General features: G+C 73.4%; 18 protein-coding genes and 3 pseudogenes. 12 read left to right on the top strand and 9 right to left on the bottom strand.

All coding sequences use genetic code 11. From position 1 onward, the window contains the following. Positions 1-29 precede the first annotated feature (29 nt). A complete protein-coding gene (locus AC3CH1_RS32270; protein ID WP_488466094.1) occupies positions 30-1,187 on the top strand; it encodes an ROK family transcriptional regulator in 1,158 nt (385 codons plus the stop codon). Positions 1,188-1,432: 245 nt separating this feature from the next. Here AC3CH1_RS32270 and AC3CH1_RS32265 read toward each other — a convergent pair. Both AC3CH1_RS32265 and sigJ read right to left on the bottom strand, forming a co-directional pair. Next, positions 1,433-2,202 (bottom strand): annotated as a pseudogene (locus AC3CH1_RS32265) (GntR family transcriptional regulator). 285 nt (positions 2,203-2,487) lie between these two features. Then, entirely contained in the window at positions 2,488-3,372 is an 885-nt protein-coding gene (gene sigJ / locus AC3CH1_RS32260; protein WP_488466093.1) for an RNA polymerase sigma factor SigJ, read from the bottom strand. A gap of 122 nt (positions 3,373-3,494) precedes the next feature. Here sigJ and AC3CH1_RS32255 point away from each other — a divergent pair, with 122 nt between their 5' ends. Continuing rightward, on the top strand, positions 3,495-4,325 hold the full coding sequence (locus AC3CH1_RS32255; RefSeq protein WP_488466092.1) for an alpha/beta fold hydrolase: 831 nt from the start codon (positions 3,495-3,497) through the stop codon (positions 4,323-4,325). Between the two features lie 75 nt (positions 4,326-4,400). Here AC3CH1_RS32255 and AC3CH1_RS32250 read toward each other — a convergent pair. Beyond that, positions 4,401-5,243, bottom strand: a pseudogene (locus AC3CH1_RS32250) (DMT family transporter); the annotation flags it as partial. 47 nt (positions 5,244-5,290) lie between these two features. Between AC3CH1_RS32250 and pdxR the strand changes: the two are divergent. The 5 genes and pseudogenes from pdxR (at position 5,291) to AC3CH1_RS32225 (ending at position 14,186) form a co-directional block, all read left to right on the top strand. Continuing rightward, on the top strand, positions 5,291-6,748 hold the full coding sequence (pdxR, locus tag AC3CH1_RS32245; RefSeq protein WP_488466091.1) for a MocR-like pyridoxine biosynthesis transcription factor PdxR: 1,458 nt from the start codon (positions 5,291-5,293) through the stop codon (positions 6,746-6,748). 128 nt (positions 6,749-6,876) lie between these two features. Next, entirely contained in the window at positions 6,877-8,469 is a 1,593-nt protein-coding gene (locus tag AC3CH1_RS32240) for an alkaline phosphatase D family protein (RefSeq protein ID WP_488466090.1), read from the top strand. A gap of 52 nt (positions 8,470-8,521) precedes the next feature. Beyond that, a complete protein-coding gene (locus AC3CH1_RS32235; RefSeq protein ID WP_488466089.1) occupies positions 8,522-9,901 on the top strand; it encodes an SWIM zinc finger family protein in 1,380 nt (459 codons plus the stop codon). Continuing rightward, positions 9,898-12,648, top strand: a complete 2,751-nt coding sequence (locus tag AC3CH1_RS32230) for a DUF7825 domain-containing protein (protein ID WP_488466088.1) — start codon at positions 9,898-9,900, stop codon at positions 12,646-12,648. The genes AC3CH1_RS32235 and AC3CH1_RS32230 overlap by 4 nt, the downstream gene beginning before the upstream one ends. Before the next feature lie 96 nt (positions 12,649-12,744). Continuing rightward, positions 12,745-14,186: pseudogene (locus tag AC3CH1_RS32225) on the top strand (GNAT family N-acetyltransferase). Here the strand turns inward: AC3CH1_RS32225 and AC3CH1_RS32220 are convergent. Beyond that, positions 14,104-15,333: a trans-sulfuration enzyme family protein gene (locus tag AC3CH1_RS32220; protein WP_488466087.1), complete on the bottom strand. Its 1,230-nt coding sequence runs from the start codon at positions 15,331-15,333 to the stop codon at positions 14,104-14,106. The pseudogene AC3CH1_RS32225 and the gene AC3CH1_RS32220 overlap by 83 nt on opposite strands. 59 nt (positions 15,334-15,392) lie before the next feature. Between AC3CH1_RS32220 and AC3CH1_RS32215 the strand changes: the two genes are divergently transcribed. From AC3CH1_RS32215 to AC3CH1_RS32205, 3 genes are all read left to right on the top strand, one after another. Further along, positions 15,393-15,872, top strand: coding sequence for an Lrp/AsnC family transcriptional regulator (locus AC3CH1_RS32215; RefSeq protein WP_018957866.1), 480 nt, complete (start codon positions 15,393-15,395; stop codon positions 15,870-15,872). A gap of 123 nt (positions 15,873-15,995) precedes the next feature. Next, on the top strand, positions 15,996-17,684 hold the full coding sequence (locus tag AC3CH1_RS32210) for a DUF885 domain-containing protein (protein ID WP_488466086.1): 1,689 nt from the start codon (positions 15,996-15,998) through the stop codon (positions 17,682-17,684). 60 nt (positions 17,685-17,744) lie between these two features. After that, positions 17,745-18,137 carry an ATP-grasp domain-containing protein gene (locus tag AC3CH1_RS32205; RefSeq protein ID WP_488466085.1) on the top strand — a complete coding sequence of 131 codons (393 nt, stop codon included), beginning with the start codon at positions 17,745-17,747 and terminating at the stop codon, positions 18,135-18,137. Positions 18,138-18,197: 60 nt separating this feature from the next. On the opposite strand, the gene AC3CH1_RS32200 is transcribed toward AC3CH1_RS32205, so the two are convergent. After that, a complete protein-coding gene (locus tag AC3CH1_RS32200; protein WP_488466084.1) occupies positions 18,198-18,686 on the bottom strand; it encodes a rhodanese-like domain-containing protein in 489 nt (162 codons plus the stop codon). 94 nt (positions 18,687-18,780) lie between these two features. Between AC3CH1_RS32200 and AC3CH1_RS32195 the strand changes: the two genes are divergently transcribed. Next, positions 18,781-19,227, top strand: coding sequence for an Lrp/AsnC family transcriptional regulator (locus AC3CH1_RS32195; RefSeq protein ID WP_488466083.1), 447 nt, complete (start codon positions 18,781-18,783; stop codon positions 19,225-19,227). Positions 19,228-19,257: 30 nt separating this feature from the next. Here the strand turns inward: AC3CH1_RS32195 and AC3CH1_RS32190 are convergent, their stop codons facing one another. The 4 genes from AC3CH1_RS32190 to AC3CH1_RS32175 form a co-directional block, all read right to left on the bottom strand. Beyond that, the gene (locus AC3CH1_RS32190; protein WP_488466082.1) at positions 19,258-22,266 is read right to left on the bottom strand and encodes an AAA family ATPase; all 3,009 of its coding nucleotides are present in this window, start codon (positions 22,264-22,266) and stop codon (positions 19,258-19,260) included. Then, positions 22,263-23,432: an exonuclease SbcCD subunit D gene (locus AC3CH1_RS32185; protein ID WP_488466081.1), complete on the bottom strand. Its 1,170-nt coding sequence runs from the start codon at positions 23,430-23,432 to the stop codon at positions 22,263-22,265. The genes AC3CH1_RS32190 and AC3CH1_RS32185 overlap by 4 nt, the downstream gene beginning before the upstream one ends. After that, positions 23,429-23,569, bottom strand: coding sequence for a hypothetical protein (locus tag AC3CH1_RS32180; RefSeq protein WP_488466080.1), 141 nt, complete (start codon positions 23,567-23,569; stop codon positions 23,429-23,431). Before AC3CH1_RS32180 ends, AC3CH1_RS32185 begins: the two co-directional genes overlap by 4 nt. A 167-nt stretch (positions 23,570-23,736) precedes the next feature. Beyond that, positions 23,737-24,363, bottom strand: coding sequence for a YigZ family protein (locus AC3CH1_RS32175; protein WP_488466079.1), 627 nt, complete (start codon positions 24,361-24,363; stop codon positions 23,737-23,739). Between the two features lie 75 nt (positions 24,364-24,438). Here AC3CH1_RS32175 and AC3CH1_RS32170 point away from each other — a divergent pair, with 75 nt between their 5' ends. Next, a complete protein-coding gene (locus AC3CH1_RS32170) occupies positions 24,439-24,885 on the top strand; it encodes a CoA-binding protein (protein WP_488466078.1) in 447 nt (148 codons plus the stop codon). Positions 24,886-24,916: the final 31 nt, after the last annotated feature.

The raw sequence follows: 24,916 nt of genomic DNA, 5'->3' as shown, positions 1-24,916 counted from the left end.
GACATGCGCACGAGCTGGGAGGACATACCGTGGGCCGGCTGACCGGTGGGGACCCCTCGCTGTTGCGACGGATCAATTCCGCGGTAGTACTGCACGCCCTGAGAGGGGCCGGCGCGCCGACGCTGACGGACCTGACACGGATCACCGGGTTGTCCCGGCCGACGGTCGAAGGGGTCGTCGAGGGGCTGTTCGAAGCGGGTCTCGTGGTCGAGGCGCTGCCCGACGAGGGCGAGGCGCGGCGCCAGGGGCGGCCTGCCCGGAGGTTCCGTTTCCGGGCCGAGGCGGGGCATCTCCTCGGGGTGGAGATCGGTCCGCACCGGGTGTCGGCGCTCATCTCGGGGCTCGACGGCCGCATCATCGGGGCGGGCTCCCGCGTGGTGTCCGAGACGGCCGGCGCGGACGACCGGCTCGACCAGGTACGGGCCGTCATCGCGGACATACTGCGACGCACCGGGGTGGCCCGGAGCAGTCTGCGTGCGGTCGGCGTGGGCAGTCCCGGGATCGTGGAGGCCGACGGCACCGTACGGCTGGGTACGGCGTTGCCGGACTGGACCGGCCTCGCCCTCGGGGAGCGGCTTCGCCGTTCGTTCCGCTGCCCCGTGCTCGTCGAGAACGACGCCAACGCCGCGGCGGTCGCCGAGCATTGGAAGGGCGCGGCCACCGAGTCCGACGACGTGGTCTTCGTGCTGGCGGGGCTGAGCCCCGGGGCGGGGTCCTTGATCGGTGGGCGTCTGCACCGGGGGTTCGGCGGGGCCGCCGGGGAAATCGGCGCTCTGCACCTGCTGGGCAGGGACGTGACGCCGGAGCATCTGCTGTCGACGACGGACACACCACTGGACCCGCTGGACGAGCTTGCGGTGGCCGCGGTGTTCGCCAAGGCCCGGGAGGGCGACGCCGGGGCCCAGGCGGCGGTCGAGCGCTTCCTTCAGCGGCTGGTGCACGATGTGGCGGCGCTGGTGCTGGCGCTCGACCCGGAGCTGGTCGTGGTGGGTGGTTGGGCCGCCGGGCTGGACGGGGTGCTGGAGCCCCTGCGCAGGGAGCTGGCCCGCTACTGCCTGCGCCCGCCCCGGGTGACCCTGTCGCTGCTCGGGGAGGCCGCCGTCGCGACGGGGGCGTTGCGGCTCGCCCTGGACCACGTCGAGGAGCAGCTGTTCGCCGTGGAGGGTGCTGTGACGGCCCGCCGCTGACCGCGGGGAGGGGGCGGCACACGGACCGCGTGCTCTTCGGCGGGTGGGCTACGGACGCTGTCCGGGAGCCGGGGGACTACGGGCGATGCCCCGGGAGCCGGGGTATCACGGGCGCTTCTCCGCACCGGGTCGCTCACCGGCACTGTTTCCTGAGCGGGATCGGGCGGGAACACGCGCGCCCGCCGGTTCCCGGGGACTGAGGTCCTGGAGAAGCGGCGGGCGTGGGGCCGAGCGGGTCGGAGGCGTCAGGAGGCCTGGCGCTCCGGCTGGTCGTCGTGGCTGATCTCCAGTGCGCCGGAGTCCCCGAAGGTGAGCCGGCAGGTGTCCGCGCGGTAGGTGGCGACCGACACGGCCGCCGTACCGTCCGCGGTGAGGTAGCGGGTGGTGACGACGAGGACGGGGCGCCGGGGAGCCGGTCCAGCTCCTTGGCGTCGGCCGCGCGCGCCGAGCCGAGCTCCACGGAGCGGTCCTGGCCGTGCAGGCCGAGCCGGTGCAGCTCGCGCAGCACGCTCCGGGCGCGGACGGCGCCGGACGGGGCCTCGATGGCCGAGAGGTCGGGCACCGACGAGGCGGGGATGTAGAGGAGTTCCGCCGCCACCGCCTGCCCCTGGGTGTCACGGATACGGCGCACCACGTGCACCGGTTCGACGGGGTCGGTGCCGAGCATGGAGGCCACCGCCGCGGGGGCCTTGTCCATGGCGCTGTCGACCGGCTGCCAGGCCTCGCCGCTGACGCCGCCCGTCCATTCGTGCTGGGCGGTGGAGACGGCGATGCCCACGCGCGGCGGGGCGACGGTCGTCCCGACACCACGGCGGCGCTGCAGTCTGCCTTCGAGTTCGAGCTGCTCCAGGGCCTGCCGGAGCGTGGCTCGCGCGACACCGAACCGCGCAGCGAGGTCCCGCTCGTTGGGCAGGATCTCCCCCACCGCAAAGTCCGAGTCGAGTGCCTCACTGAGCACGGTCTTGAGGTGCCAGTACTTCGGCTCCTGTACCGATTCCAGCTGCGTGGTCCCCACCCTGATCCTCCGCAATCGCCCGGCTTCTTTTCCGCGACGTTATTTATTAAAGGTTCCTGCCTTAAGGGAGACCCTAGGACGGCATACCCCCTTGGTCAAGACCAATCCTTATTCCGTAACGGAACGAAACGGAACTCTGGCGCAGAGCGTTCACACGACGTTCGTGGTGCCGTGGGGCGAGCGCAGCAAAGAGCCCCACCAGCACGACGGATGGCGGGGCTCTGACCAGGCTCGTGGCGGACCTGCGGGGTTCCGGGGGTCGAAGGGGGCCGGTGGTGCTTCTGGTTATACGACGGGCAGCCCGGAAAGCTTGTCCGGATTACGAATGATATAGGCGCATTGAACAACACCTTGGCTGACTTCGATCTGGAAGACGGTGTCGGCTTTCCCCCCGACGAAGTAGACGGCGGCCGGCCCGCCGTTGAGCTCCATGATGCGGACCTCCCCGTCCTCGCCGAGGCTCCCCGCCACGGCGAAGAGGAAGCGGCCGACCTTGTCCGCGGTCTCGATGATCCGCCGCGGCGCCTTCGCTTTGCCACCGCTGTCGCTGACCAGCCGGACGTCCGGGGCCAGCAGTGCGAGAAGCTGCTCGATGCCGCCTCCGGAGGCGGCGGCCAGGAAGCGTTCGGTGAGATCACGGCGCTCGGCCGGGTCCACGTCGTAACGCGGCTTGCGCTCCTCCACATGCCGCCTGGCACGGCCTGCGAGCTGCCGGACGGCCTCCTCGGTGCGGTCCAGGGCGGTGGCGATCTCGGCGTACGGGAACCCGAAGGCCTCCCGGAGCACGAACACCGCGCGCTCCGGCGGCGAAAGTGATTCGAGGACGACCAGCACGGCCAGGGACACGGAGTCGGCGAGGACGGCGCGCTCGGCGGTGTCCGGCACGGCGGGGCCGAACTCCGTGACCACCGGCTCCGGCAGCCAGGGCCCCGTGTACGACTCCCGGCGTGACTGGAGGTGCCGGAGCCGGTCGATGGCCAGCCGGGCGGTGATCCGCACCAGGAAGGCACGCGGCTCCCGGACGTCCTCACGCGCCGCCGCCGACCACCTCAGCCACGCCTCCTGGACCACGTCCTCGGCGTCGGCGATACGACCGAGCATGCGATAGGCGACACCGGTGAGAACGGGCCGGTGTTCTTCGAAGAGCTCGGTCGCGGTGTCGACGGTCATCGGCCCATCCCAGCCCACCGGTCACGCGCTGTCCAGCGGGAATCGCCGAGCCCCTTGAACTACGAGCTACCCGACGGTAATTGTTGCTGACACGATGTCTACCCACTCCAGGGAGCAGCAGCATGACCACCACGGTCTCCTTCACCGTCGTATCGGCCGACGGCCCCCACCCGGTCTCGGTCGCGTACGAACGGACCGGCTCGGGCGAACCGTTGCTGCTCCTGCACGGCATCGGACACCATCTGAGGGCCTGGGACCCGGTGACACGGATCCTGGCCGCCGAGCGCGAGGTGATAGCCGTGGACCTGCCCGGCTTCGGCACCTCACCCGCGCTGCCGGACGGCGTCCCCTACGATCTCGCGACCGTCGGCCGGGTGCTCGGAGCCTTTTGCGCCGAACTCCGTCTGGACCGCCCCCACGTGGCCGGGAACTCGCTGGGCGGCCTGCTCGCGCTGGAACTGGGGCGCACCGGGCTGGTGCGGTCGGTGACCGCGCTGTCCCCGGCGGGCTTCTGGACCGAGGCCGAACGGCGCTACGCCTTCGGAACGCTTCGGACCATGCGCCGGAGCGCGCTGGCCCTGCCGGTGGGACTGATCGGGCGCCTGTCGCGCAGCGCGGCCGGCCGGGTGGCCCTCACCAGCACCATCTACGCCCGACCCGCCAGGCGTTCACCGGAGGCCGTCGTCGCCGAGACGCTCGCCCTGCGCGGAGCGACCGGCTTTCACCAGACCCTGGAGACCGGCAGGGGCCTGCGCTTCGGCCACGACGTCAAGGGCGTCCCCGTCTCCGTCGCCTGGGGTACCCGCGACCGGATACTGCCGCGCCGGCAGGGGGGCCGCGCCAAGAGGGTGATCCCCGACGCCCGCCTCGTGAGGCTGCCCGGCTGCGGGCACGTCCCGATGAGCGACGACCCCGCGCTCGTGGCCCGCGTCATCCTGGACACCAGCCGCTGAGCCGACCGGTCGGGGCATCGACGCTCCGACCGCCCCTCGCCGCCCGAGGACGCCGGAACCGTACGCCACACCTGCACCGACCAGGAGGCTTCCCACCCCCTGTGCGATGCCGTACGTCCCGGCTCCGACGAGAGGTGCGGTCAGGGCGGCGGAGACCGGGATCAGGCCCGAGAAAAGTGTGGCGCGTTCGGCTCCGATGCGCTGTATCCCGCTGTACCAGCAGACGAACCCGATCACGGTGACGACGACGGCCTGCCACAGCAGGGCCACCGCCTCGCCTCCCGTCGGGACGCGCAGGAACGACCCGCCGTCCATCAGCAGACCGAGCAGCGCCGACTCGACGGCCGCGACCCCGCAGACCGTCGCGGAGAGCAGCTTCGGGCCGAGCGGCCGCAGCACAGGCACGGCGAGGACCGCGAAGCCGACCTCGCCCGCGAGCGCGCCCACCGAGAAGAGCACGCCCGCCAGGTCGGTGCGCCCCCAGCCCTGAACGGTGAACGCCCCGACGGCGACGAGTCCGGCCGCGTACAGCGTGACGCGGGACGGGCGACGACCGTCCAACAGCGGGACGAGCACGCCCACCACGATCGGCGCACAGCCCACGAAGACACCCGGAACAGCTGGTTCCGCCGACTGTTCGGCCGCCAGCACCGCCAGGTTGAACCCGACCATGCCCACGGCGGCGAGCAATCCGATCCGCCCCCATTGGCGGCGGGTGAGACGACGCAGCCGCGCCGCCGTGGAGTCGGGATCACGCCGCAGGAACGGGACGAGCAGGAGCGCGGCAAGACCGTAACGGAGCGCCTGGCCACCCGCGAACGGGTAGTCGCCGAGGACACTGTTGGCCGTGAAGGATGCCCCCACCAGCACACACGCGAAGGCCGCGAGGAGGGCCCCGCGCAGAGAGGTTGCGTTCATGGGGTCGACGCTAGGTTCGGCGGCGGACCGGTTTAAGGTCCACTTCCATGACGTCTTCGGGGACCAATGCGCATCGTCCGTCGGCGGAACCCCGTTCTCCGGCGTGGGAATTGCTGCTGCCCGCCGCCTCCGCGCCGGCGCGCGGACGAGGGCGCGCACTCCGGTCCGCGCTGCGGGAAGCTGTCCGCTCCGGCCGTCTGGCGGCCGGCACGAGGCTGCCCTCCAGCCGCGAGCTCGCCGCCGATCTGGGGGTGTCGCGCGGGCTGGTCACCGAGGCGTACGAGCAGCTCACCGCGGAGAGTTATCTCCGCAGCGGGCAGGGCGCGGGCACCTGGGTGAGCGAGGGCGTACGCGCGGCGGAGCGTCCCGTACGCGACCGCGCGCCGCGCGCGGCGGGCGCGCTGGTGGACTTCCGGCCCGGCACCCCCGATCTGTCCCTCTTCCCGCGCAGTGCGTGGAGCGCCGCCCAGCGGACGGTGTTCGGCCGACTGCCGCACGGCGCGTTGGGCTACCCCGATCCGCGCGGGCTGCCGGAGTTGCGTGAGGCCCTGGCCGGACTGCTCGCCCGGCGCCGGGGCGTGGTGGCCGATCCGGAGCGGCTGGTGGTCTGCTCGGGGGTGGCCCAGGCGACGACCCTGCTCGGCTTCGTCCTCCGGGACGAGGGCGTGACCAGGGTCGGGGTGGAGGATCCGGGCAGCCCGGAACACGCCTCGCTGTTCGCGGCGACCGGTCTGGGCACGGTCCCCCTGCCCCTCGACGACGAAGGACTCGCCCTCACACCCCTGAAGCGCTCCGGGGTGCGCGCCGTCGTGACCACGCCGGCGCACCAGTTCCCCACCGGAATCGGATACTCCGCGCAGCGCCGCGGCGAACTGCTCGACTGGGCGCGGGACGCGGACGCCGTGATCATGGAGGACGACTACGACGGGGACTTCCGGTACGACCGGGCGCCGGTGGGAGCCTTGCAGGGGCTGGATCCCGAGCGGGTCGTGTACACCGGTTCCGTGAGCAAGTCGCTGGCCCCCGGCCTGCGGCTCGGCTGGCTGGTCGCCCCCGCCGCGCTCACCGGGCGGATCGTCGCCCGCAAACGGACCATGGATCTGGGCAACCCGGTGATCGACCAGGCCGTCCTGGCCGACTTCATCGTGCGCGGCGGCTACGACCGGCAGTTGCGGCGCTGCCAGCGGGCCTACCGGGAACGCCGGGACGCCCTGGTCGCCGCGCTCGACGAGCACTTCCCCGGGGCGACGGTCAGCGGCATCGCGGCGGGCCTGCACATCATCGCCCGACTGCCCGCGCGGTACGGCCCCGAGGACGTCTTCCTGGAGCGGGCGGCCCGGGCGGGCGTCGCGCTGCGGCCGCTGCGCGACTGCGGAACGGCCGACTCCGAGGACGGGACCCTGCCCCTGGTCCTGGGCTACGCCCACCTCGCCCCCGGCGACATCGCGCGGGGGATCGCCGCGCTGGCGGCCGCGTGGCGTTCCGGTCGGCCCCGTCCCGGCTGACGGGCGCCGTTCACCCGGGGTTGGGGCTCCGGCCGCCGCGGGGCGCTAGGCATGGGCGAAGACCGGCGCCGGTCCACGGTCCTCTCGCGAACGGCGCACCGCCCGCCCACCTCCCTGGAGGCGCTCCGATGTCCTACCGTCCGCACCGTCCGCGTGTTCCCTCGCACGGCCGCCGTGCCGTCCTGCGCGGCTCGCTGATCGCCCCGGCGGCGGTCGCCCTCTCCCCCGCGACCGCTTCGGCGGCGCCCGCGCTGCACCTGGCGGGGCGGCCCGAGGCGTCGTGGGGTGTGCAGGTGGGCGGCGTCACCGCCTCGTCGGCGCTCCTGTGGGTGCGCTCGGACCGGCCGGCCCGGATGCTGGTGGAGACCTCGGCGACCGAGTCGTTCCGGCGGGTCCGCAGGTGGAACGGGCCGTCGATCGGCCCCGGTACGGATTTCACCGGAACCACACCGCTGTACGGCCTGCCCGCGGGCGAACAGGTGCACTATCGGGTGACGCTCGCCGATCCGGCCGATCCACGACGTACCGGCAAACCGGTGTACGGGACCTTCCGTACCGCCCCGGCCCGGCGACGCACCGGGGTGCGGTTCCTCTGGTCCGGCGACATCGCGGGGCAGGGCTGGGGCATCAACCCGGACATCGGGGGCTACCGCGTGTACGAGGAGATGCGCCGGCTGGACCCGGACTTCTTCCTGTGCAGCGGCGACAGCATCTACGCCGACGGTCCGCTGGAGCCCAGCGTGACGCTGCCGGACGGCCGGATCTGGCGCAACGTCATGACCGAGGAGAAGGCGAAGGTCGCCGAGACGCTGGACGAGTACCGGGGCAACTTCCGCTACAACCTGCTCGACCGGAACGTCCGCCGCTTCAACGCGCAGGTGCCCTCCGTCGTGCAGTGGGACGACCACGAGGTGCGCAACAACTGGTACCCCGGCCAGATCCTCGACGACGCGCGTTACACCGAGAAGAACGTGGACATCCTCGCGGCACGCTCCGTGCGCGCCTTCCACGAGTACGTTCCGCTCGCGCCCGGTCACGGTTCCGGGCGGCGTTCGCGGATGTACCGGATCGTGCACCACGGGCCGCTGCTCGACGTGTTCGTGCTCGACATGCGTTCGTACCGCGACGCCAACTCCCCGGGCCGGCAGGCCGATGACACGACGGGCATCCTCGGCGAGGAGCAGGCGCGGTGGCTGAAGCGCTCGCTGGCCGCCTCCCGGGCGGAGTGGAAGGTGATCGCCGCCGACATGCCGCTCGGCCTCGTGGTCCCGGACGGCGCTACGGACTTCGAGGCCGTGGCGCAGGGCGATCCCGGGGCCCCGCTCGGGCGGGAACTCCAGATCGCCGAACTGCTCCGGTTCATCAAGCACCGCAGGATCACAGGCACCGTGTGGCTGACGGCCGACGTCCACTACACCTCGGCCCAGCACTACGCGCCGGAGCGGGCGGCGTTCAAGGACTTCGCGCCGTTCTGGGAGTTCGTTTCGGGGCCGCTGGCGGCGGGCGGCTTCCCGGCCAACGCGCTGGACGGCACCTTCGGCCCGGACCGGGTCTTCGTGCGGGCTCCCGACCGGGCCAATGTCTCGCCGATGGAGTCCCCGCAGTATTTCGGCGAGGTGGAGATCGACGGCGACAGTGCGGAGCTGACGGTGCGGCTGCGGGCCGAGGGCGGAGCGGTGCTGTTCTCCAAGGTGCTCCGGCCGGGCCGCGTCGGGCAGTGAACCGGGGTCGGGGCAAGGTGCGTTGTCAGTGGTGGGTCCTACGCTTTTTCTCATGACCCGATCCGTTCAGGCCCTGGCCTACGCACGCCCGTCCTCCCTGACGTCATCGCAGGTGGGGCCGTCCCTCGGTCTGGAGACCGCGGGGGGTCTCACCCCGCGCGGAGCGGAGGCGCACCCGCGGTTCTTCGCGGGCTTCCTCGCCGCGCCGCGGACAGCGGCACGCGGGCTGCTGGCGGTCGCGGACGTGGCCGCCGCCCGCTACTACCAGCGCGCGTTGCCCGCCTCCCTGGACCCGGTGGTGACGGGCAACGGCGACCGGCTGCGCTTTGAGTCGTTCTCCGGCTGCTGCGGGGTGTACGCACGCCTCGACGTGCTCCAGGAGGGCCTGGACGGCCGGGAGACGGGCCACGGAACGACGAACGTGGACGTGAACCCTCCGCTGCGGGAGGCGCTCTCGCGGATAACGGCGGACGATCCGCTGCATCTGCGGGTGGGTCCGGAGGAGCTGGCCGTGACCACCCTCGACGGTCCGGTGGTGGAGAAGAAGGTGCCGCTTCCCGACCGGTGGCTGCGCGGTTTCGCCGAGGCGCAGGTCGCCTCGGCCGGGTTCGATCTGCGGGCCGAGCTGACAGCGGCGCAGGCGGTGGCGTTCCTCCGTTCGCTGCCCCGCTCCCCGTCCTCGGGCCGTGCGGCACGCGGCGCCCGGTGGGTGGTGGCGTCGGGAGGGTCTCTGCGCCCGACGACCCGCCCCGTCCCGGGCGCGGTGTGCCTGCCGGGCCCCGAGCGGCTGGTGGCGTTGCAGCGGGTGTTGCGCGACGCGACGGCCCTGCGGGTGTACGGGCCGGTGGCCGACGGCGCGGCGGCGGCGAGTGCCTGGGAGGTGGTGCTGCCGGGGATGCGGCTCACGCTGACGCTCTCCCCCGACTCCTCCCGGGGATTCTCGGGCGAGGGCGGCGTCCTGGAGGCGCTGGCCACGGATGACGCGGCGGCCGATGCCGAGCTGGTGTCGGTGCTGCTCGCCTGGGAGCCCCGGATCGAACCGGCTTCGCTGGCCGAGCAGGCGGGTCTGGGCGTGGAGCGGGTGCGCGCCGCGCTGACCCGGCTCGGCACGGCGGGCCGGGTCGGCTACGACTTGGCGGACGCCGCGTACTTCCACCGGGAACTGCCGTACGACGCGGACCGGGCGGAGCGGCACAACCCGCGTCTCGTGGCCGCCCGCAGGCTGGCCGGTGGGGGCGCGGTGTCCCTCGACGGTGCGCGGGCGACGGTCGCCTCCGGGGACCGGCGCTACCAGGTGCGCGAGAGCGGTTCCGAGGTCAGCTGCACCTGTCAGTGGTGGGCGGACTACCGGGGGCGGCGAGGGCCGTGCAAACACGCGCTCGCGGTGCGCATGGTCCGCCGGGGTGCGAAGGCCGCCGGAGGCCTGCGATGAACGAGCTGCTCACCGCCGTACGGGCGGGACGCCACCACGACGTACCGCCGCTGGTGCTCGGTCTGGATCGGCCCGGCCGCCGCGCCGCCCTCGCCGGGTTGAAGGAGTTGCGCAAGGAGGTGCGGAGCTGGGACTGGCAGCGGCGGGACAAGATCCGCAAGGCGCTGCTGGTGGCAGGCGCGGGCTGTCACACCGGGGCGGCAGGGTGCGCCGCCTGGATCGGGGGCCGTGATCTGCGCGACTGGGCCCGCTCTCCGTATCCGCTGATCCTCGCTTCGCTGAAGGACCGCGATCCGGCGTGGCTGGGCGATCTCGCCCACCGGTTCGCCGAGCGCGCGGCCCTCTCGGACGCGGAGTACACCTTCGTCGGCGAGCTGACGCGGCTCGCCCAGGTCCCTCTCCCCGTCACGGACAACCTGGTCGTGGGCTGGAGCGAGCTGGTCAGCACGGCGCGTTGGCGCGGCCGGACCCGCCGCCCCCTGACCGAGATCCTGCGGGAGGACCCGCACTCCCCCGCGCTGGCGGCCCGCTTGTTCGAGATGCCGGAGCTGCCGCCTCAGGTCGACTTCTACGACGCGCCGGATGCACGGGACACCTGGCCCGGAGCTCTGTGCGCGCTGGTCGAGGAGGGGGCGCTGGACCGGGCGCACCTGGTGGAGCGGTGCGTGATCCGTCTGATGCGCGGTGGCAGATCCGTCGATCAGCGGTTCTTCCTGGCCGTTCTCCTGCGGCTGGGGACGACGGAGGAAGAGGAGGAGCGGCATCTGCGGGACTGGACGGCGATGGCGGCGGACGGGATCACCCCGGTCGCCTCGCACGCCCAGCAGGTGCTCGTACGGCTCGACGCGCGGGGCGTGTTGTCCACCCGGGAGCTGGCGGACGTGTCGGGCGCCGTGCTCTTCCGGCAGGAGAAGAAGCTGGTACGGGCCCAGCTGACCCTGCTGGGCAAGGCGCTGCGCCGGGACGCCTCGGCGGCGGACGAGCTTCTTCCGGCGGTCGCCGAGGCGTTCGGCCATGAGGGCATCGACGTCCAGGAGCGGTCCCTGAAGCTGGTCGCACGGTATCTCCCCGCCGTCGCCGGCCCGCGGGTGCGGGAGGAGTTGGCCTCCGCCGCCGCACAGTTGGGCCCCTTGCACCGGGAGACGGTCGCCGCCCTGTTCGGTGGCCCGGTGGAGGAGGAAGCACCCGAGGCGTACGAGGAGTTCCTGCCGGCCGCGCCGGTGCTGCGGCGTCAGGAGCCCGCGCCGGGGACGGTGGCCGAGCTCGTCGAGGAAGTGGCCGCGCGGGTGAAGGCGCATGCGTCGGAGCGCTGGATCCCGGCGTCGGCCGTCATGGCTTCCTCGGCCGGGGTCACCGGCTTCGAGCGGGCGCTCGACGGCCTCGTCCGGCTGGCCCGGACCGACCGGGAGGAACTGACGGCATCCCTGCGGGAGGCCCTGGCCGGTGTGCACTTCGTCGAGAACGGCCTGTCTCCGTACATGATCGATCCTCGGTCCATCTCGACCTCGCACGGGCTCTCCGTCGTGGTGGCCTCGCTGCTGGGCCTGGTCTCCGAACGGGACAGGGCCGCGTGGCGGGCGAAGACGACCGTGAAGGGGGCGGACGCCTGTGCCCATGCCGCGTTGAACGGGGTGCTGCTCGACCGGGCGTGGGAGGCGGCGGAGGCGATAGCGGTCGAGGAGGTTCCGTTCCTGCTGGCCACGCCGGACTGGCACACCGGGGCGATCGACGCGGCCGAGCTCGTGGAACGGCTGCGGACGTATCGGGAGCTGGGCGCCCGTCCCGGCCCCGCCGACTTCGGCCAGGCCCTGCTGCGGGTCCGCCGGGGCGGCGGCCCCGAAGGGGCGGACGTCGCCGCGGCGGCCGAGGCACTGGGCACCGGCGAGGGCGAACGGCTGGCCGCCTGGATCCGTGCCGACGAGCCGGTGGCCCCGGTGATCCGGCATCCGGCGACCACCGTCTCCCGCCCGTCCGCGGGCAATTGGTGGCAGCGGACGACGACGGGGGCCCGTCAGGTGCTGTTGGCGACCCGGGAGCGACCGGTGATCCGGCATGAGTTCCCGGAAGCCTTCCACTGGCTGGGCCGGGCGCAGCTCCCCCGGGCCCAGGAGTGCTACCACTGGGGACCCGAGCGGTCCTCGCACTGGACGGCCACCCTGCCCGAGGATCCGGAGACGCTGGCCGCCTGGTTGATGCCGGACCTCCTGTTCGCCGCCGACCAGGGGCAGCGGGGAGCCGCCGGGTTCCTGCCGGCCCTGGCGGAGAGCGCGGGCGAGGTGGGCGGTGCGACACATCTCGCGCTGGCCTACGGTCTCGGCGCACGGCACCCCGAGGACCGGACGTCGGCGGTGGACGCCCTGCTCGTGCTGGCCGCGGGAGGCCGGCTGGACGGTGCGTCGCTCGGGCGGGAGTTGGCGATCCTGGTCGACCGCGACCTGGTGAAGGTGAACCGCACGGCCGACGCGCTCGGCACGGCGGCCGCCACCGGCGCGTATCGGACGGTGCTGACCGTGCTGGCCGCGATGCTGCCGGGTCTCCTGGCGTACGGGAAGACGCCGCGGGGACTCGGCGACCTGCTGTCCGTGGCGGCCGAGTGCGCCGAACGCTGCGGTACGGGCGGGATCCCGCCGATAGCGGGGCTCGCGGCCACGGCGGGACGCAAGGGCTCCTCCCAGACGGCCCGTCAGGCCGCCCGGCTGCTCGCGACGTTCCCTGCCGTGGCGGAGGGTTCCACGGAATCTGACTGAAAACGACGATAGCGACCAGATCAACACGTAACCCATCAGTCACAGGGCGTTCGTGATCAGGCAACACCGTTCGTTCACAGTGAGGATATGACTGATGTGACCTCCGCGAAGAGCGCCCGCCGTCCGCACCACTGGCGGCGGGACCTGATCGAACTGGCCGCCCTGTTCACCGCCGTGGCCGTGGCCGACGCCATCGCCAACCTCATCGGACACCAGCCGGACGGGCCCTACCTGCTCGTCGCGTCGGCGGTGGCGCTGGTGGCCACGGCGGCGTTCCACACCTGGTGGGCGCGACGGCACAGCCACGCTCCCCCGTCCGGCGAGGGGGGCTCCGCGCCGGGCGGAGCGGACGCGGCGGTGCACGGGGCACGGGACGGGTCGGCCGGCGGGGCCGGAGGCAGCGGTGCGGGCAGGGTGACCGGTGCCGAGGAGACCGCCCTGTGGCGGATGCGGACGACCGTGCGCGACGCCCCGGGGAGTCTGGCCGCGCTGTGCGTGGCCCTCGCCGGGCTCCGGGTGGACATCCTGACCCTGGGGACCCACCCGCTGGCGCGGGGGACCGTCGACGAGTTCCTGCTGCGGGCCCCGGCCTCGCTCCGGGCGCAGGAGCTGTCCCGGGAGATCGCGGCCGCCGGCGGCACGTCCACGTGGATCGAGCGGGCGGACGCCCACGACCTGGTCGACATTCCGACCCGGGTGCTGTCGCTGGCCACCCGGACGGCGCTCGACGCGGCCGAGCTGCCGCTCGCTCTGCGCCAGTTGCTCGGCCGGTGCACCATCCACTCGCTGCCCGCCGTCTCCGTCACCGGCCGCCCGAACGAGGAGGGCGCCCCGATCGAGGGCGTGCTGGAGGAGACGGTGATGCGGCTGCGGGACCCGTCCGGCGGGGTGATCTCCGTCGAGCGGCCCTATCTGCCGTTCACGCCCACCGAGTTCGCGCGGGCGCGTGCCCTGGTCGAGCTCGACGCCCGGCTCGGCCCGCGGGTGCCGCGCAGCGAGGACGTCCTCACACTGCCCGAGGGCAACGAGATCACCGTGCGCCGCGCGGACCACGGCGATCTCGCCGCGGCCCGCGCCATGCACGACCGCTGCTCGCAGCGCACCCTGGGCCTGCGCTACCACGGTCCGGTCGCGGACGCGGACCGCTATCTCGACCACCTGCTGTCCCCCGCTTCGGCCGCACCCTGGCGGTGCAGACGGCCTCGGGCAAGCTGGTGGCGCTGGGCCATCTCCTCTGGGACGGCGACGAGACCGAGGTCGCCCTCCTCGTCGAGGACGGCTGGCAGCGCCGGGGCATCGGCTCCGAGTTGCTCGGCCGCCTGGTGGCCCTCGCCGTGGAGGCGGGCTGCGACAGCGTGTACGCCGTCACGCAGTCCCACAACACCGGCATGGTGGCGGCGATGCGCGCGCTGGAGCTGCCCCTCGACTACCAGATCGAGGAGGGCACGCTCGTCATCACCGCCCGGCTGACGACTGACCGGCTGACGACTGAAGGGTCCGCCCTTCCCGCTGCGCCGACGGAAGGGGCCCGTCGCTGAGCGCCTGGCACAGGTCGGCCCACAGGTCCTCGACGTCCTCCAGGCCGACCGACATCCGCAGCAGCCGGTCGCCGACGCCGGAAGCCCGCCGGTCCCCCTCCTCCACGATGCGGTGGCTGATGGAGGCGGGGTGCTGGATCAGCGAGTCCACGCTGCCGAGGCTGACGGCGGGCGTGATGAGCCGCACCCCGGAGATCACCCGGTGCGGGTCCCCGTACACCTCGAAGGAGATCATCGCGCCGCCGATCCGCGGGTAGTGCACCCGGGCGATGCGCGGGTCGACGGTGAGCCTGCGGACGAGTTCGGCCGCGCTCGTGGAGGCCGCCCGTACGCGCACCGGAAGCGTGGACAGGCCGCGCAGCAGGAGGTAGCCGGCCAGCGGATGCAGTACTCCCCCGGTGGCGAACCGCACCTGGCGCAGCGTGGCGGCGAACTCCTCGTCGCAGGCGACGATGCCGCCCATGACATCGCCGTGGCCGCCGAGGTACTTGGTGGCGCTGTGCAGGACGATCCGCGCGCCGTGTTCGACGGGGCGTTGCAGGACGGGGGTGGCGAAGGTGTTGTCGACCAGCAGCGGGACGGTTCCGCAGGCGTGGGCGACGGCCCGGATGTCGATCTCGGCCAGCGTCGGGTTGGCCGGCGTCTCGACCATCACGAGCCCGGTGTCCGGGCGGATGGCGTCGGCGATGCCCGCCGGGTCGGTCCAGGTCACCTCGGTGCCCAGCAGCCCGGCGCCGAGCAGATGGTCGCTACAGCCGTAGAGCGGGCGGACCGCGACGACATGGCGCAGCCCCTGACTCGCGCGGGCGAGGAGGACCGCGGTCAGCGCCGCCATCCCGCTGGCGAAGGCGACCGCGCTCTCGGCGCCCTCCAGCCGGGCGAGCGCCGTCTCGAAACGGCCCGTGGTGGGGTTGTCCAGCCGGGCGTAGACGGGCGGGCCGTCGGGTCGGGCCCCGGTGGTGGCGAAGGCGTCGATCCGCATCGCCTCGCCGCGCGAGTCGTAGGAGGGGTAGGTGGTGGACAGGTCGATCGGCGGGGCGTGCAGACCGAGGGAGGCGAGGTCGTCGCGTCCGGCGTGCACGGCTTCGGTGGCGAGAGCCCTGGACGGGGTGGGGGCAGGGGGCGTCATCGAGACTTCGTTGTCCATGCCGTCACTCTGAACAGTTACCGGTTCGTAGGGGCAAAGCCCCGTGCTACGTTCGCCACATGTCCGATTCCGTCGCTCTCGATCCGGTAGATCTGCAGATTCTACGGCTGCTGCAGAACGATGCGCGGACCACGTACCGGGAGCTCGCGGCCGAGGTCGGCGTGGCCGCTTCGACCTGCCTGGACCGGGTGGCCCGGCTGCGCCGCTCCGGAGTGATCCTCGGGGACCAGCTGCGCCTCGATCCGGCGAAGCTCGGCCGGGGTCTCCAGGCGCTGCTCCTGGTGCAGGTCCGGCCGCACCGCCGGGAGCTCATCGGGCCGTTCGTCGACCGGGTCAGGTCCCTGCCGGAGTCGCGTGCGCTCTTCCACCTCACCGGCCCCGACGACTACCTGGTGCAGGTCGCGGTGGCCGACGCGGCTGATCTGCAGCGGCTGGTGCTGGACGAGTTCACCTCGCGGCGGGAGGTGGCCCGGGTGGACACCCGGCTGATCTTCCAGCAGTGGGACTGCGGGCCGCTGCTGCCTCCGGCCGGGAGCTGAGTACCGGAGAGGTGCCCGGGAGGCGCCGGCGACGCCCACCGGAAGCGCTGGAAGTGATCGTCTTTCGGACGCCCCGGGGCCCCGATGATGACGAAGAGGCCACCGCCGTACGAGGATGTCCGCATGTCAGACACTTCGAGCAGCGCGCTGCCCCGTCAGGTCGCCGACGCCTACGTCGACGCCATCATCGAACTCGACCCCATCACGGGCACCTATCTGGGTGTGTCCGAAAGCTCGCGTCGGCTGCCCGACTTCTCACCCTCGGGTCAGGCCGCGGTCGCCGACCTCATCCGGGCCACGCTGCGGGAGCTGGACGCCGCCGAGCTGCGTCCCGGTGCCGACAGCGCATCCGAACGACGCTGCGGACGCCTGCTGCGGGAACGCCTGACGGCGGAACTCGCCGTGCACGAGGCCGAGGAGGGGCTGCGGACGGTCTCCAACCTGCAGTCGCCGGCCCACAGCATCACCGAGGTCTTCACCCTCACGCCGACCGCGACGGACGAGGACTGGGCGGCGGTCGTGGACCGGCTGCGCGCGGTGCCCGCCGCGCACGAGGGGTACCGCGCCTCGCTCGCGCTCGGCCTGGAGCGCAAGCTGTACGGCGGTCCCCGCGCGACCGCCACGTTCGTCGGTCAGCTCACGGAGTGGGGTGGGGAGGGCGAGGGCACGGCGTTCTTCGCGGAGTTCGTCGCCCCCGGCCCCGCGTCGCTGCGGGCGGAGCTGGACGAGGCCGCACGGCTGGCGAGTGCCTCGGTCCTCTCCCTGCGTGACTGGGTGCGCGACGTGTACGCCCCGGGCATCGAGGGGGCACCGGACCCGGTGGGCCGGGAGCGCTACGCCCTCTGGTCGCGGCTGTACAACGGCACCGACCTGGATCTCGACGAGGCGTACGCGTACGGCTGGTCGGAGTACCACCGGCTGCTCGCCGAGATGAGGACCGAGGCCGAGAAGATCCTGCCCGGGGCCGGCCCCTGGGAGGCGCTCGCCCACCTCGACGTGCACGGCAAGCACATCGAGGGCGTGGACGAGGTCCGCGAGTGGCTCCAGGGTCTGATGGACGAGGCGATCGAGGCGCTGGACGGCACGCACTTCGACCTCGCCGAACGGGTCCGGAAGGTGGAGTCCCGCATCGCGCCGCCCGGCGGGGCCGCCGCACCGTACTACACCGGCCCCTCCGAGGACTTCTCCCGCCCGGGGCGCACCTGGCTGCCCACCATGGGCGAGACCCGGTTCCCGGTGTACGACCTGGTATCGACCTGGTACCACGAGGGCGTTCCCGGCCACCACCTGCAGATCGCTCAGTGGACGCACGTCGCCGACAGCCTCTCCCGTTACCAGGCGTCGATCGGCATGGTCAGCGCGAACGCCGAGGGCTGGGCCCTGTACGCGGAGCGGCTGATGGACGAGCTGGGCTTCCTGCCCGACGCGGAACGGCGGCTGGGCTATCTGGACGCGCAGATGATGCGCGCCTGCCGGGTGATCGTCGACATCGGCATGCACCTGGAGCTGGAGATTCCCGCGGACTCCCCCTTCCACCCGGGCGAGCGCTGGACACCCGGTCTGGCCCAGGAGTTCTTCGGCAACCACAGCGGCCGTCCCGCCGACTTCGTGGAGAGCGAGCTGACCCGCTATCTGTCGATGCCGGGCCAGGCCATCGGCTACAAGCTCGGGGAGCGCGCCTGGCTGCTCGGCCGGGAGAACGCGCGCGCCGCGCACGGCGACGCCTTCGACCTCAAGGCCTGGCACATGGCGGCGCTCTCCCAGGGGTCGCTGGGCCTGGACGATCTGGTGGACGAGCTGTCGCGGCTGTGATCCAGGACATCTGATCGAGGAGATCAGATCGAGGAAAGTGGGCAGCGCGTCATGAAGGGCATGAGCGAGCGGAACGGATTCCTTTTCCGCTCCGACCCGTTGCGGCTCTCCCGGCCCGATCCGCAGTTCGCCGCCGAGCTCGCGGCGGCGCGTGCTGCCGACGGGCGGATCGCGCTGCTCGATCATGACGCGCGGGTGTGGTGGGTGGACGGGGAGGCGGTGCCCGTCACCGCCCACCCCGGCACTCCGGGCCCGGTGTCCGTGCCCGGACCGGCCTCTGCGCGGGAGGCCGTGGGCCGCCTCGGGCTGCGCTGGGCCACCACCGACCTGGCGTTGCGCGAGGACGGCGTCCGGCGGGTGGTGGAGGTCGGCGACGGCCAGGGCAGCGGGCTTCCCGCCGGGGCGGAGGCCGGGGCCCTGTTCGCCGCGCCGGCGGGCGCCGAACCGCGCTGACCCCGACCCGGGGGGCCGGGCGACCGTCGAACCGTGCCACCCTCCGCCCGCGCACCGGTCTCAGCAGCCGCAGTCGGCGGCGTCGGCCGGCGCGGTGAGCGGGTCGGCGCCGCGCCGCTCGACGCCCTCCGGGGTCTCGAAGGCGAATCCCTCGCGCACCCAGTACTCGAATCCGCCGAGCATCTCCTTGACCTGGTAGCCCAGTTGGGCGAGGGCCAGGGCCGCGCGGGTCGCTCCGTTACAGCCCGGCCCCCAGCAGTACGTGATGACGGGGACGGCCGGGTCCAGCAGTGCCGCCGCCTGCTCGGGGATCAGCGCGGTGGGCAGGTGCACCGCGCCGGGCACGTGTCCCTGGTCCCAGGAAGCGGTGGAGCGGCTGTCCAGGACGACGAAGCCGGGATCGTCGTCGGCGGCCAGCGTGGAGGCGACGTCGGAGACGTCTGCGTGGAAGGCGAGCGAAGCGCCGAAGTAGGCCGCCGCCGCAGCGGGAGAAGCGGGCGCGACGCTCAGGACGGGGTTGGCGGCCGTGGCCGTGGGGTGCGAGGTCATGACCACGAATCTATGGCCGCGGAACGGGACCGGGAAGGAGGATTCCCCGGCACTCCTCTTGATTCGCCGAGGTTTTCCCTGTTGTCTCGGCCCAGTGACCGACTATTCCCCGGACGCCACTGACTGGCGCATCCTCGACGTCCTCCAGCGCGACGGCCGTGCCACTTTCGCCGAGATCGCACGCGCCGTCGCCATGTCCCCGAGCGCCGTGACGGAGCGGGTGCGCCGGCTGGAGGAGCTGGGGGTGATCAGCGGGTACACGGCGGTGGTCGACGCCGAACGGCTCGGGCTGCCCCTTCTCGCCCTGGTGCGCCTGCGCTACCCGAACGGGAACTACAAGCCCTTCCACGATCTCCTGGAGACCACGCCGGAGATCATCGAGGCCCACCACGTCACGGGCGACGACTGTTTCGTCCTCAAGGTCACGGCCCGTTCGATGAGGCATCTGGAGGAGACCACCGGGCGGATCGGCGCGCTGGGCTCCGTCACCACCAGCGTCGTGTACTCCTCGCCGCTCCCCCGCCGCGCGATCGGCCGCTGACCCGGCGGGGCGTCCGCGTGGCCGGGCCGGTCACAGGCGGTGGCGGACGAAGGAGCCCTGGCGCTCCTTCACCACCTCCAGCCGGACCGGGATCCGGCGGCGCAGGTCGGCCACATGGCTGACGATGCCGACGCTGCGGTCCCGTTCCCGCAGGGAGTCCAGCACGTCGAGCACCTCGTCCAGGGTCTGGTCGTCGAGGCTGCCGAACCCCTCGTCGATGAAGAGGGTGTCCAGGCGTACGCCACCGGCCTCCTCGGTCACGACGTCGGCGAGGCCCAGCGCCAGCGCCAGCGAGGCGAAGAACGTCTCCCCGCCGGAGAGCGTCGCGGTGTCCCGTTCGCTGCCGGTCCAGGCGTCGACCACATGCAGCCCGAGCCCTGCTCGGCGTCCGCCGGTGCGGGCGTCGGAGTGGACCAGGGTGTAGCGGCCGGAGGACATCCGCTGGAGCCGTGCGGTGGCGGCGGCCGCCACCTGTTCGAGGCGGGCGGCCAGGACGTACGCCTCCAGCCGCATCTTGCGCTCGTTGTCGGCGGAGGTGCCCGCCGTCAGACCCGCGAGCCGGGCGATCCGCTCGTACTCCTGGCGCACCGGGCCCAGCCGCCGCACCTCTTCGGCTGCCTCACCGGAGAGCCGGGCCAGCTCCCCGCAGCGCTCGTCGGCGGCGGCATATGCGGAGGTCGCCTCGCGCAGCAGCCACTCCGCTGTCTCGAACTCGCCCTGAGCTACCGCTGGTCGAGCGGGCGGCTGCTCGGCGGCCTCGCGGGCGTCGCGTTCGGCGCGGCGGTCGGCGACCGCGGCGGCCTCGGCCTGCCAGGCGTCGATGCGGTGCTGGAGGTCGCGTTGGGCGGCGGCGTCGAGGAGCGTCGCCGCGGCGGCCTCCGGGGTGTCGAAGCCGGCCCGGAACGCCGCGTCGGAGAGCCGGTCGTCGGCCTCCTTGCGCCGCCGGGCCGTCTCCTGCTCGGCGCGTACGGCCTCGGCGGCGTCGGCGAGGCGTGCCACGCGGCGGGTCAGCCGCTCCGCGTGCTCAGCGACGGACGGCGACTCTCCCCGGGCGGCGGCGATCTGCTCCGCCAGGCGGGTCTGTTCGGCATCGAGGGCCTCGCGCGCGGCGGTGCGAGCGGAGATCCGGCTGTGCGCTTCCTGCCGCTGTTCCAGCCGCTCGGCGTGCTCGCGCTCGGCGGTGGTGAGGGCCTCGCGCGCCGGGTTCGTCCCGGCGGCGAGCCGGTGGGCCTCGGCGTGCTCGTCGACCAACCGGTCTACCAGCGCATCGAGTTCGGCCACGGTGGCGGTTGCGGCGGCATCGTCCCCCAGAGCCTGATTCTCCGCCGCCGCGTGCCGTTCGCGTACGAGTCCGAGCTGCTGCTGCGTACGGGCGCGGGTCTCCTCGGCGGACCGCTGGGCGTCCAGTGCCCTCTCCTCCGTCGCCCGGTCGACATGGCCGTCGCCGGGGCTGGCGGGGGCCGGGTGTTCGGCCGACCCGCAGACCGTGCAGGGCTCGCCCGTGACGAGACCTGCGGCCAGCTCGGCCGCGATGCCCCGCAGTCGGCGTTCGCGCAGGTCGAGCCAGGATGTGCGGGCGTCCAGCTCCTGCTCACGTGCGGCGGTGAGCCGCTCCTCGGCCTGCTGTACGTCGGTGGCGAGCGCGTCACGGCGGCCCGCCGCGTCCAGGCGGCGGCGGGCCGGGGCGAGGAGTCCGGCGAGCTGCTCGGCGCGGGTGGCGGCCTCCTGCGAGGCGTCGATACGTCCCTTGAGGGCCGCACGGGTGATGTCCCAGTCGGCAAGCCACGCGTCCGCCTCGCGGATCAGCTCGTCGTCCGCCTGGGCCTCCCGGTTCAGCCGGGCGCGCTCCCCGTCGATCCGCGCACTGCGCTCCTCGGCCTGTCGCGCCGCGTCGAGTGCGTACAGCTCCTGCTGGAACTTCCTTCCCAGCTCGGCCAGTCGCTCGGCGCCCGCGTCGGAGAGTTCCGGAGTCAGCAGCGACCGGGCCCGGTGGAGACCCTCGCTCGCGGCCAGGTACGCCCGCTCCGCCTCCTCGCGCAGCTCCAGCGCCGGAGCGACCCGATCGGCTTTGCGGGCGCGCTCCAACTCCTTTTGGCAGCGGTCGTGTTCGGGACGCCGCTCCTCCAGGGCCGCGGCGCGCCGCACGGTCTCCTCGTACCGCTGCTGGAGGCGGGCGCGTTCGCGCTCGGTGTCCAGGGCGTGGCGTGCCGCGCGCTGTCGGCCCTCGGCCCCGGTCAGGACGCAGTGGGCGATGTCGAGCCGTTCGCGGGCCGTGGACCGGGCGATGGCGGCCCACTCCAGGACGGCCTCGGCGAGACCTGGTTCGCCGGGCCGGGCGGCGATCGGCGTGGCCTCGGCCCCGACGGGTCCGGCCGCCTGGGCGATGCGCTGGGCGAGGGCGAGGATCCGCTCGTCGGCGGCGGTGACCCTGGCCTCGGCGCCCCGGCGCAGTTCGGCGAGGCGTTCCTCGACGGCGGCGAAGCGGCGGGTGTCGAAGAGCCGGCCGAGGAGCTTGCCGCGGGCTTCGGCGTCCGCGCGTAGGAAGCGGGCGAAATCTCCCTGTGGCAACAGCACCACCTGGCAGAATTGGTCCCGGCTCATGCCGATGAGCTGGGTCAGCTCCTCGCCGATCTCCTGGTGCGACTTGCTGAGCGCCTGCCAGCCGCGCTCGGGGTCATGGCCGCGCAGCCGGCTCTGGGCCTTCTCCAGGGTGAAGCCGTCGCCGCGCTTCTTCGGGCGGGGCTGGGCGGGGCTGCGGGTGACTTCGAGGCGTCGGCCGCCGACGGTCAGTTCCAGCTGGACCTCGGTGGGCAGGTCCGCCGGCGCGTGGTCGCTGCGCAGGGAGGCGCCGGGGCTCTGCCGGGCGCCGGGGACGGCCCCGTACAGGGCGAAGCAGACGGCGTCCAGGACGGAGGTCTTCCCGGCGCCGGTGGGTCCGTGGAGCAGGAAGAGCCCGGCGGAGGAGAGGGCGTCGAAGTCGACTTCCTGGGTGGCGCCGAACGGACCGAAGGCGGTGATGCTCAGGCGGTGCAGTCTCACCGGGACACCTCGCGCACGGTCTCGTCGACCCGTACGTCGTCGAACGCGGCGCGCAACACGGTGCGTTCGAGGTCGCTGGGGCCGCTGCCGCCGCGGACGTGGGCGACGAAGTCCTCGGCGATCTGGTGGTCGTCGCGGCCCTGGAGGCGCTGGGCGTAGGACGCCCCCGGGTCGTCGGGGGGCCGCTCGGGGTCGAAGACCAGGCTGAGGGTGTGGGGGAAGCGCCGGGCGAGGCGGGCCATGGGTTCGGCGGGGCGCGCAGGGTCGGTGAGGGTGGCCTCGACCCAGGCGTGCTCGTGGCGGTCCAGGGCGGGGTCCTCCAGGAGGGTGTCGAGCCGGCCGCGGAGCCGGGCGAGGGGCCGCTCCACGGGGCAGTCGATCCGTTCCTCGGCCGCGATGTCCCCGTCGCCGTCGAGGTCGATGAGCCACATGGTCTTGCGGTGGTCGGCCTCGGAGAAGGAGTAGGCGAGCGGGGAGCCGGAGTAGCGGACGCGGCTCGTGACCCGCTGGGAGCCGTGCAGATGGCCGAGGGCCACGTAGTCGACGCCGTCGAAGACCCCGGCCGGGACCGCCGCGACCCCGCCGACGGTGATGTCGCGTTCGCTGTCGCTGGGCTCCCCGCCCGCCACGAAGGCGTGCGCGAGGACGACGGAGCGGGTGCCCTTCGGGCGGGTGGCGAGGTCGGCGCGGACCCGGTCCATCGCGGCGGTGAGGACCGCTTCGTGACCGCCCCTGTCCGCCCGGAGCACGTCCCTGACCAGGGCGGGTTCCAGGTAGGGAAGCCCGTAGAACGCCACGTCGCCGTGGTCGTCGGCGAGCACGACGGGGGTGGCGCAGTTCTCCGGGTCGGTCCGCAGGTGGATCCCGGCCCGCTCGAAGAGCCCGGCGCCGACGCCGAGCCGGCGGGCCGAGTCGTGGTTGCCGGAGATCATGACGGTGGGAACGCCGGCGGCGGCGAGCCGGTGCAGCGCGCGGTCGAACAGCTCGACGGCGGTGAGCGGCGGCACGGCCCGGTCGTAGACGTCGCCCGCGACGAGGACGACGTCCACCTCGCGTTCCCGGACGGTCGCCACGAGATGGTCGAGGTAGGCGGCTTGGGCGTCGAGGAGGGAGACGCGGTGGAAGGACCGGCCCAGGTGCCAGTCCGAGGTGTGCAGGATCCTCACGCCATCGCTCCGGCGGATCCGGTCGGCGCCGTCGCTCCGCCGGTCGCGGCCCGCGTCGCCGTCCCGCCGATCGCGGCCTGCCCGGCCGTCCCGCCCGTCGCGGGCGGCATCGTCATCGCGCCGGTTGTGGCCTGCATCGTCGTCGTCCTCCACCCCGTGGGCCGCGCACCGGCGGCCCGTGATCCCGCTCGGCACCGACCACGCTATCGCCGCCGGGCCGCCGAACCCGCATCGATCATGATTTCGGTGTCCGTGGGATTGCCCTCATCGCGCGTTCGCACGTCGGCGCCATCACCGGTCGCCGTCACACGTCGCCGTACGCCTCGCCGCCCAGCTCCAGCACGGCGGTCCCCGCCGTCGCGTCGGCCAGCCAGGCGGTGAACGCCTCGACGTCGCCGTCCGGCAGCCCGATGTCGATGGTGACAGCCTCGGCGTACCGCACCTCGCGGACGTCCCGCCCGGTCGCCCGCAGGTCGTTCTCCAGCTTTCCGGCCCGTTGGTGGTCGACCCGGATCGTGGCGAGCCGGAAGCGCTGCCGGGTGAGGGTGCCGAGCGCGTCCAGGGCTTCGCCGACCACTCCCCCGTACGCCCGGATCAGCCCGCCCGCGCCGAGTTTGACCCCGCCGTAGTAGCGGGTGACGACCGCCACGGCGTACCGCACCTCCCGCCGCATGAGCATCTGGAGCATCGGGACGCCCGCGGTCCCGCCGGGTTCGCCGTCGTCGCTCGCCTTCTGTACGGATGCGTCGGCGCCGATCACGTACGCGAAGCAGTTGTGGGAGGCGGTCGGGTGCTCCTTGCGGACGCGGGCGAGAAAGTCCTGCGCTTCTGGTTCGGTGGCGGCGGGGGCGAGGGAGCAGAGGAAACGGGATCGGTTGATCTCGCATTCGTGCACACCCGCGCGGGCGACGGTCCGGTACTGCTCCTGCATCCGTCCACCCTATGCGCTGCCGCGAGGGCGGGTTCCGGCGGGAATGAGCGGGCGGGGCTCGTCGGTTGTCCCGGCATGAACGCAGACGGCAGCAGCGCGGCGGACTCGTACGCGGACCCCGCGACGATCAGGCGGATTCTCCAGGAGACGGGCGACACCTGGGCGGTGGTGGGCCTGTCCGGCAACCGTTCCCGGGCGGCCTTCGGGGTGGCGGAGGTCCTCCAGCGGTTCGGCAAGCGGGTGGTTCCCGTGCACCCGAAGGCCGAGACGGTGCACGGGGAGCAGGGGTACGCCTCGCTCGCGGACATCCCCTTCCCGGTCGACGTGGTGGACGTGTTCGTCAACAGCGAGCTGGCGGGCGCGGTCGCGGACGAGGCGGCGGCGGTGGGCGCGAAGGCGGTGTGGTTCCAGCTCGGCGTCGTGGACCCGGACGCCTTCGGGCGGACGCGCGCGGCGGGGCTGGACATGGTCATGGACCGGTGCCCGGCGATCGAGATCCCGCGGCTGGGCGGGCCCGCCTGAGCGGACCGGGTGTGCGGGACGCCCCGGGACG

The organism is Streptomyces sp. MGP-P1, from assembly GCF_057766565.1.
The sequence above is the reverse complement of the archived record's forward strand: the minus strand, read 5'-3'. Positions and strand labels throughout refer to the sequence as shown.

Coding starts and splice junctions, on each gene's coding strand:
- sigJ (WP_488466093.1), bottom strand. CDS start 3,372: ATGACCGTCGACACCGCGACCGAGCTCTTCGAAGAACACCGGCCCGTT.
- AC3CH1_RS32255 (WP_488466092.1), top strand. CDS start 3,495: ATGACCACCACGGTCTCCTTCACCGTCGTATCGGCCGACGGCCCCCAC.
- pdxR (WP_488466091.1), top strand. CDS start 5,291: ATGACGTCTTCGGGGACCAATGCGCATCGTCCGTCGGCGGAACCCCGT.
- AC3CH1_RS32240 (WP_488466090.1), top strand. CDS start 6,877: ATGTCCTACCGTCCGCACCGTCCGCGTGTTCCCTCGCACGGCCGCCGT.
- AC3CH1_RS32235 (WP_488466089.1), top strand. CDS start 8,522: ATGACCCGATCCGTTCAGGCCCTGGCCTACGCACGCCCGTCCTCCCTG.
- AC3CH1_RS32230 (WP_488466088.1), top strand. CDS start 9,898: ATGAACGAGCTGCTCACCGCCGTACGGGCGGGACGCCACCACGACGTA.
- AC3CH1_RS32220 (WP_488466087.1), bottom strand. CDS start 15,333: ATGGACAACGAAGTCTCGATGACGCCCCCTGCCCCCACCCCGTCCAGG.
- AC3CH1_RS32215 (WP_018957866.1), top strand. CDS start 15,393: ATGTCCGATTCCGTCGCTCTCGATCCGGTAGATCTGCAGATTCTACGG.
- AC3CH1_RS32210 (WP_488466086.1), top strand. CDS start 15,996: ATGTCAGACACTTCGAGCAGCGCGCTGCCCCGTCAGGTCGCCGACGCC.
- AC3CH1_RS32205 (WP_488466085.1), top strand. CDS start 17,745: ATGAGCGAGCGGAACGGATTCCTTTTCCGCTCCGACCCGTTGCGGCTC.
- AC3CH1_RS32200 (WP_488466084.1), bottom strand. CDS start 18,686: ATGACCTCGCACCCCACGGCCACGGCCGCCAACCCCGTCCTGAGCGTC.
- AC3CH1_RS32180 (WP_488466080.1), bottom strand. CDS start 23,569: ATGCAGGCCACAACCGGCGCGATGACGATGCCGCCCGCGACGGGCGGG.
- AC3CH1_RS32175 (WP_488466079.1), bottom strand. CDS start 24,363: ATGCAGGAGCAGTACCGGACCGTCGCCCGCGCGGGTGTGCACGAATGC.
- AC3CH1_RS32170 (WP_488466078.1), top strand. CDS start 24,439: ATGAACGCAGACGGCAGCAGCGCGGCGGACTCGTACGCGGACCCCGCG.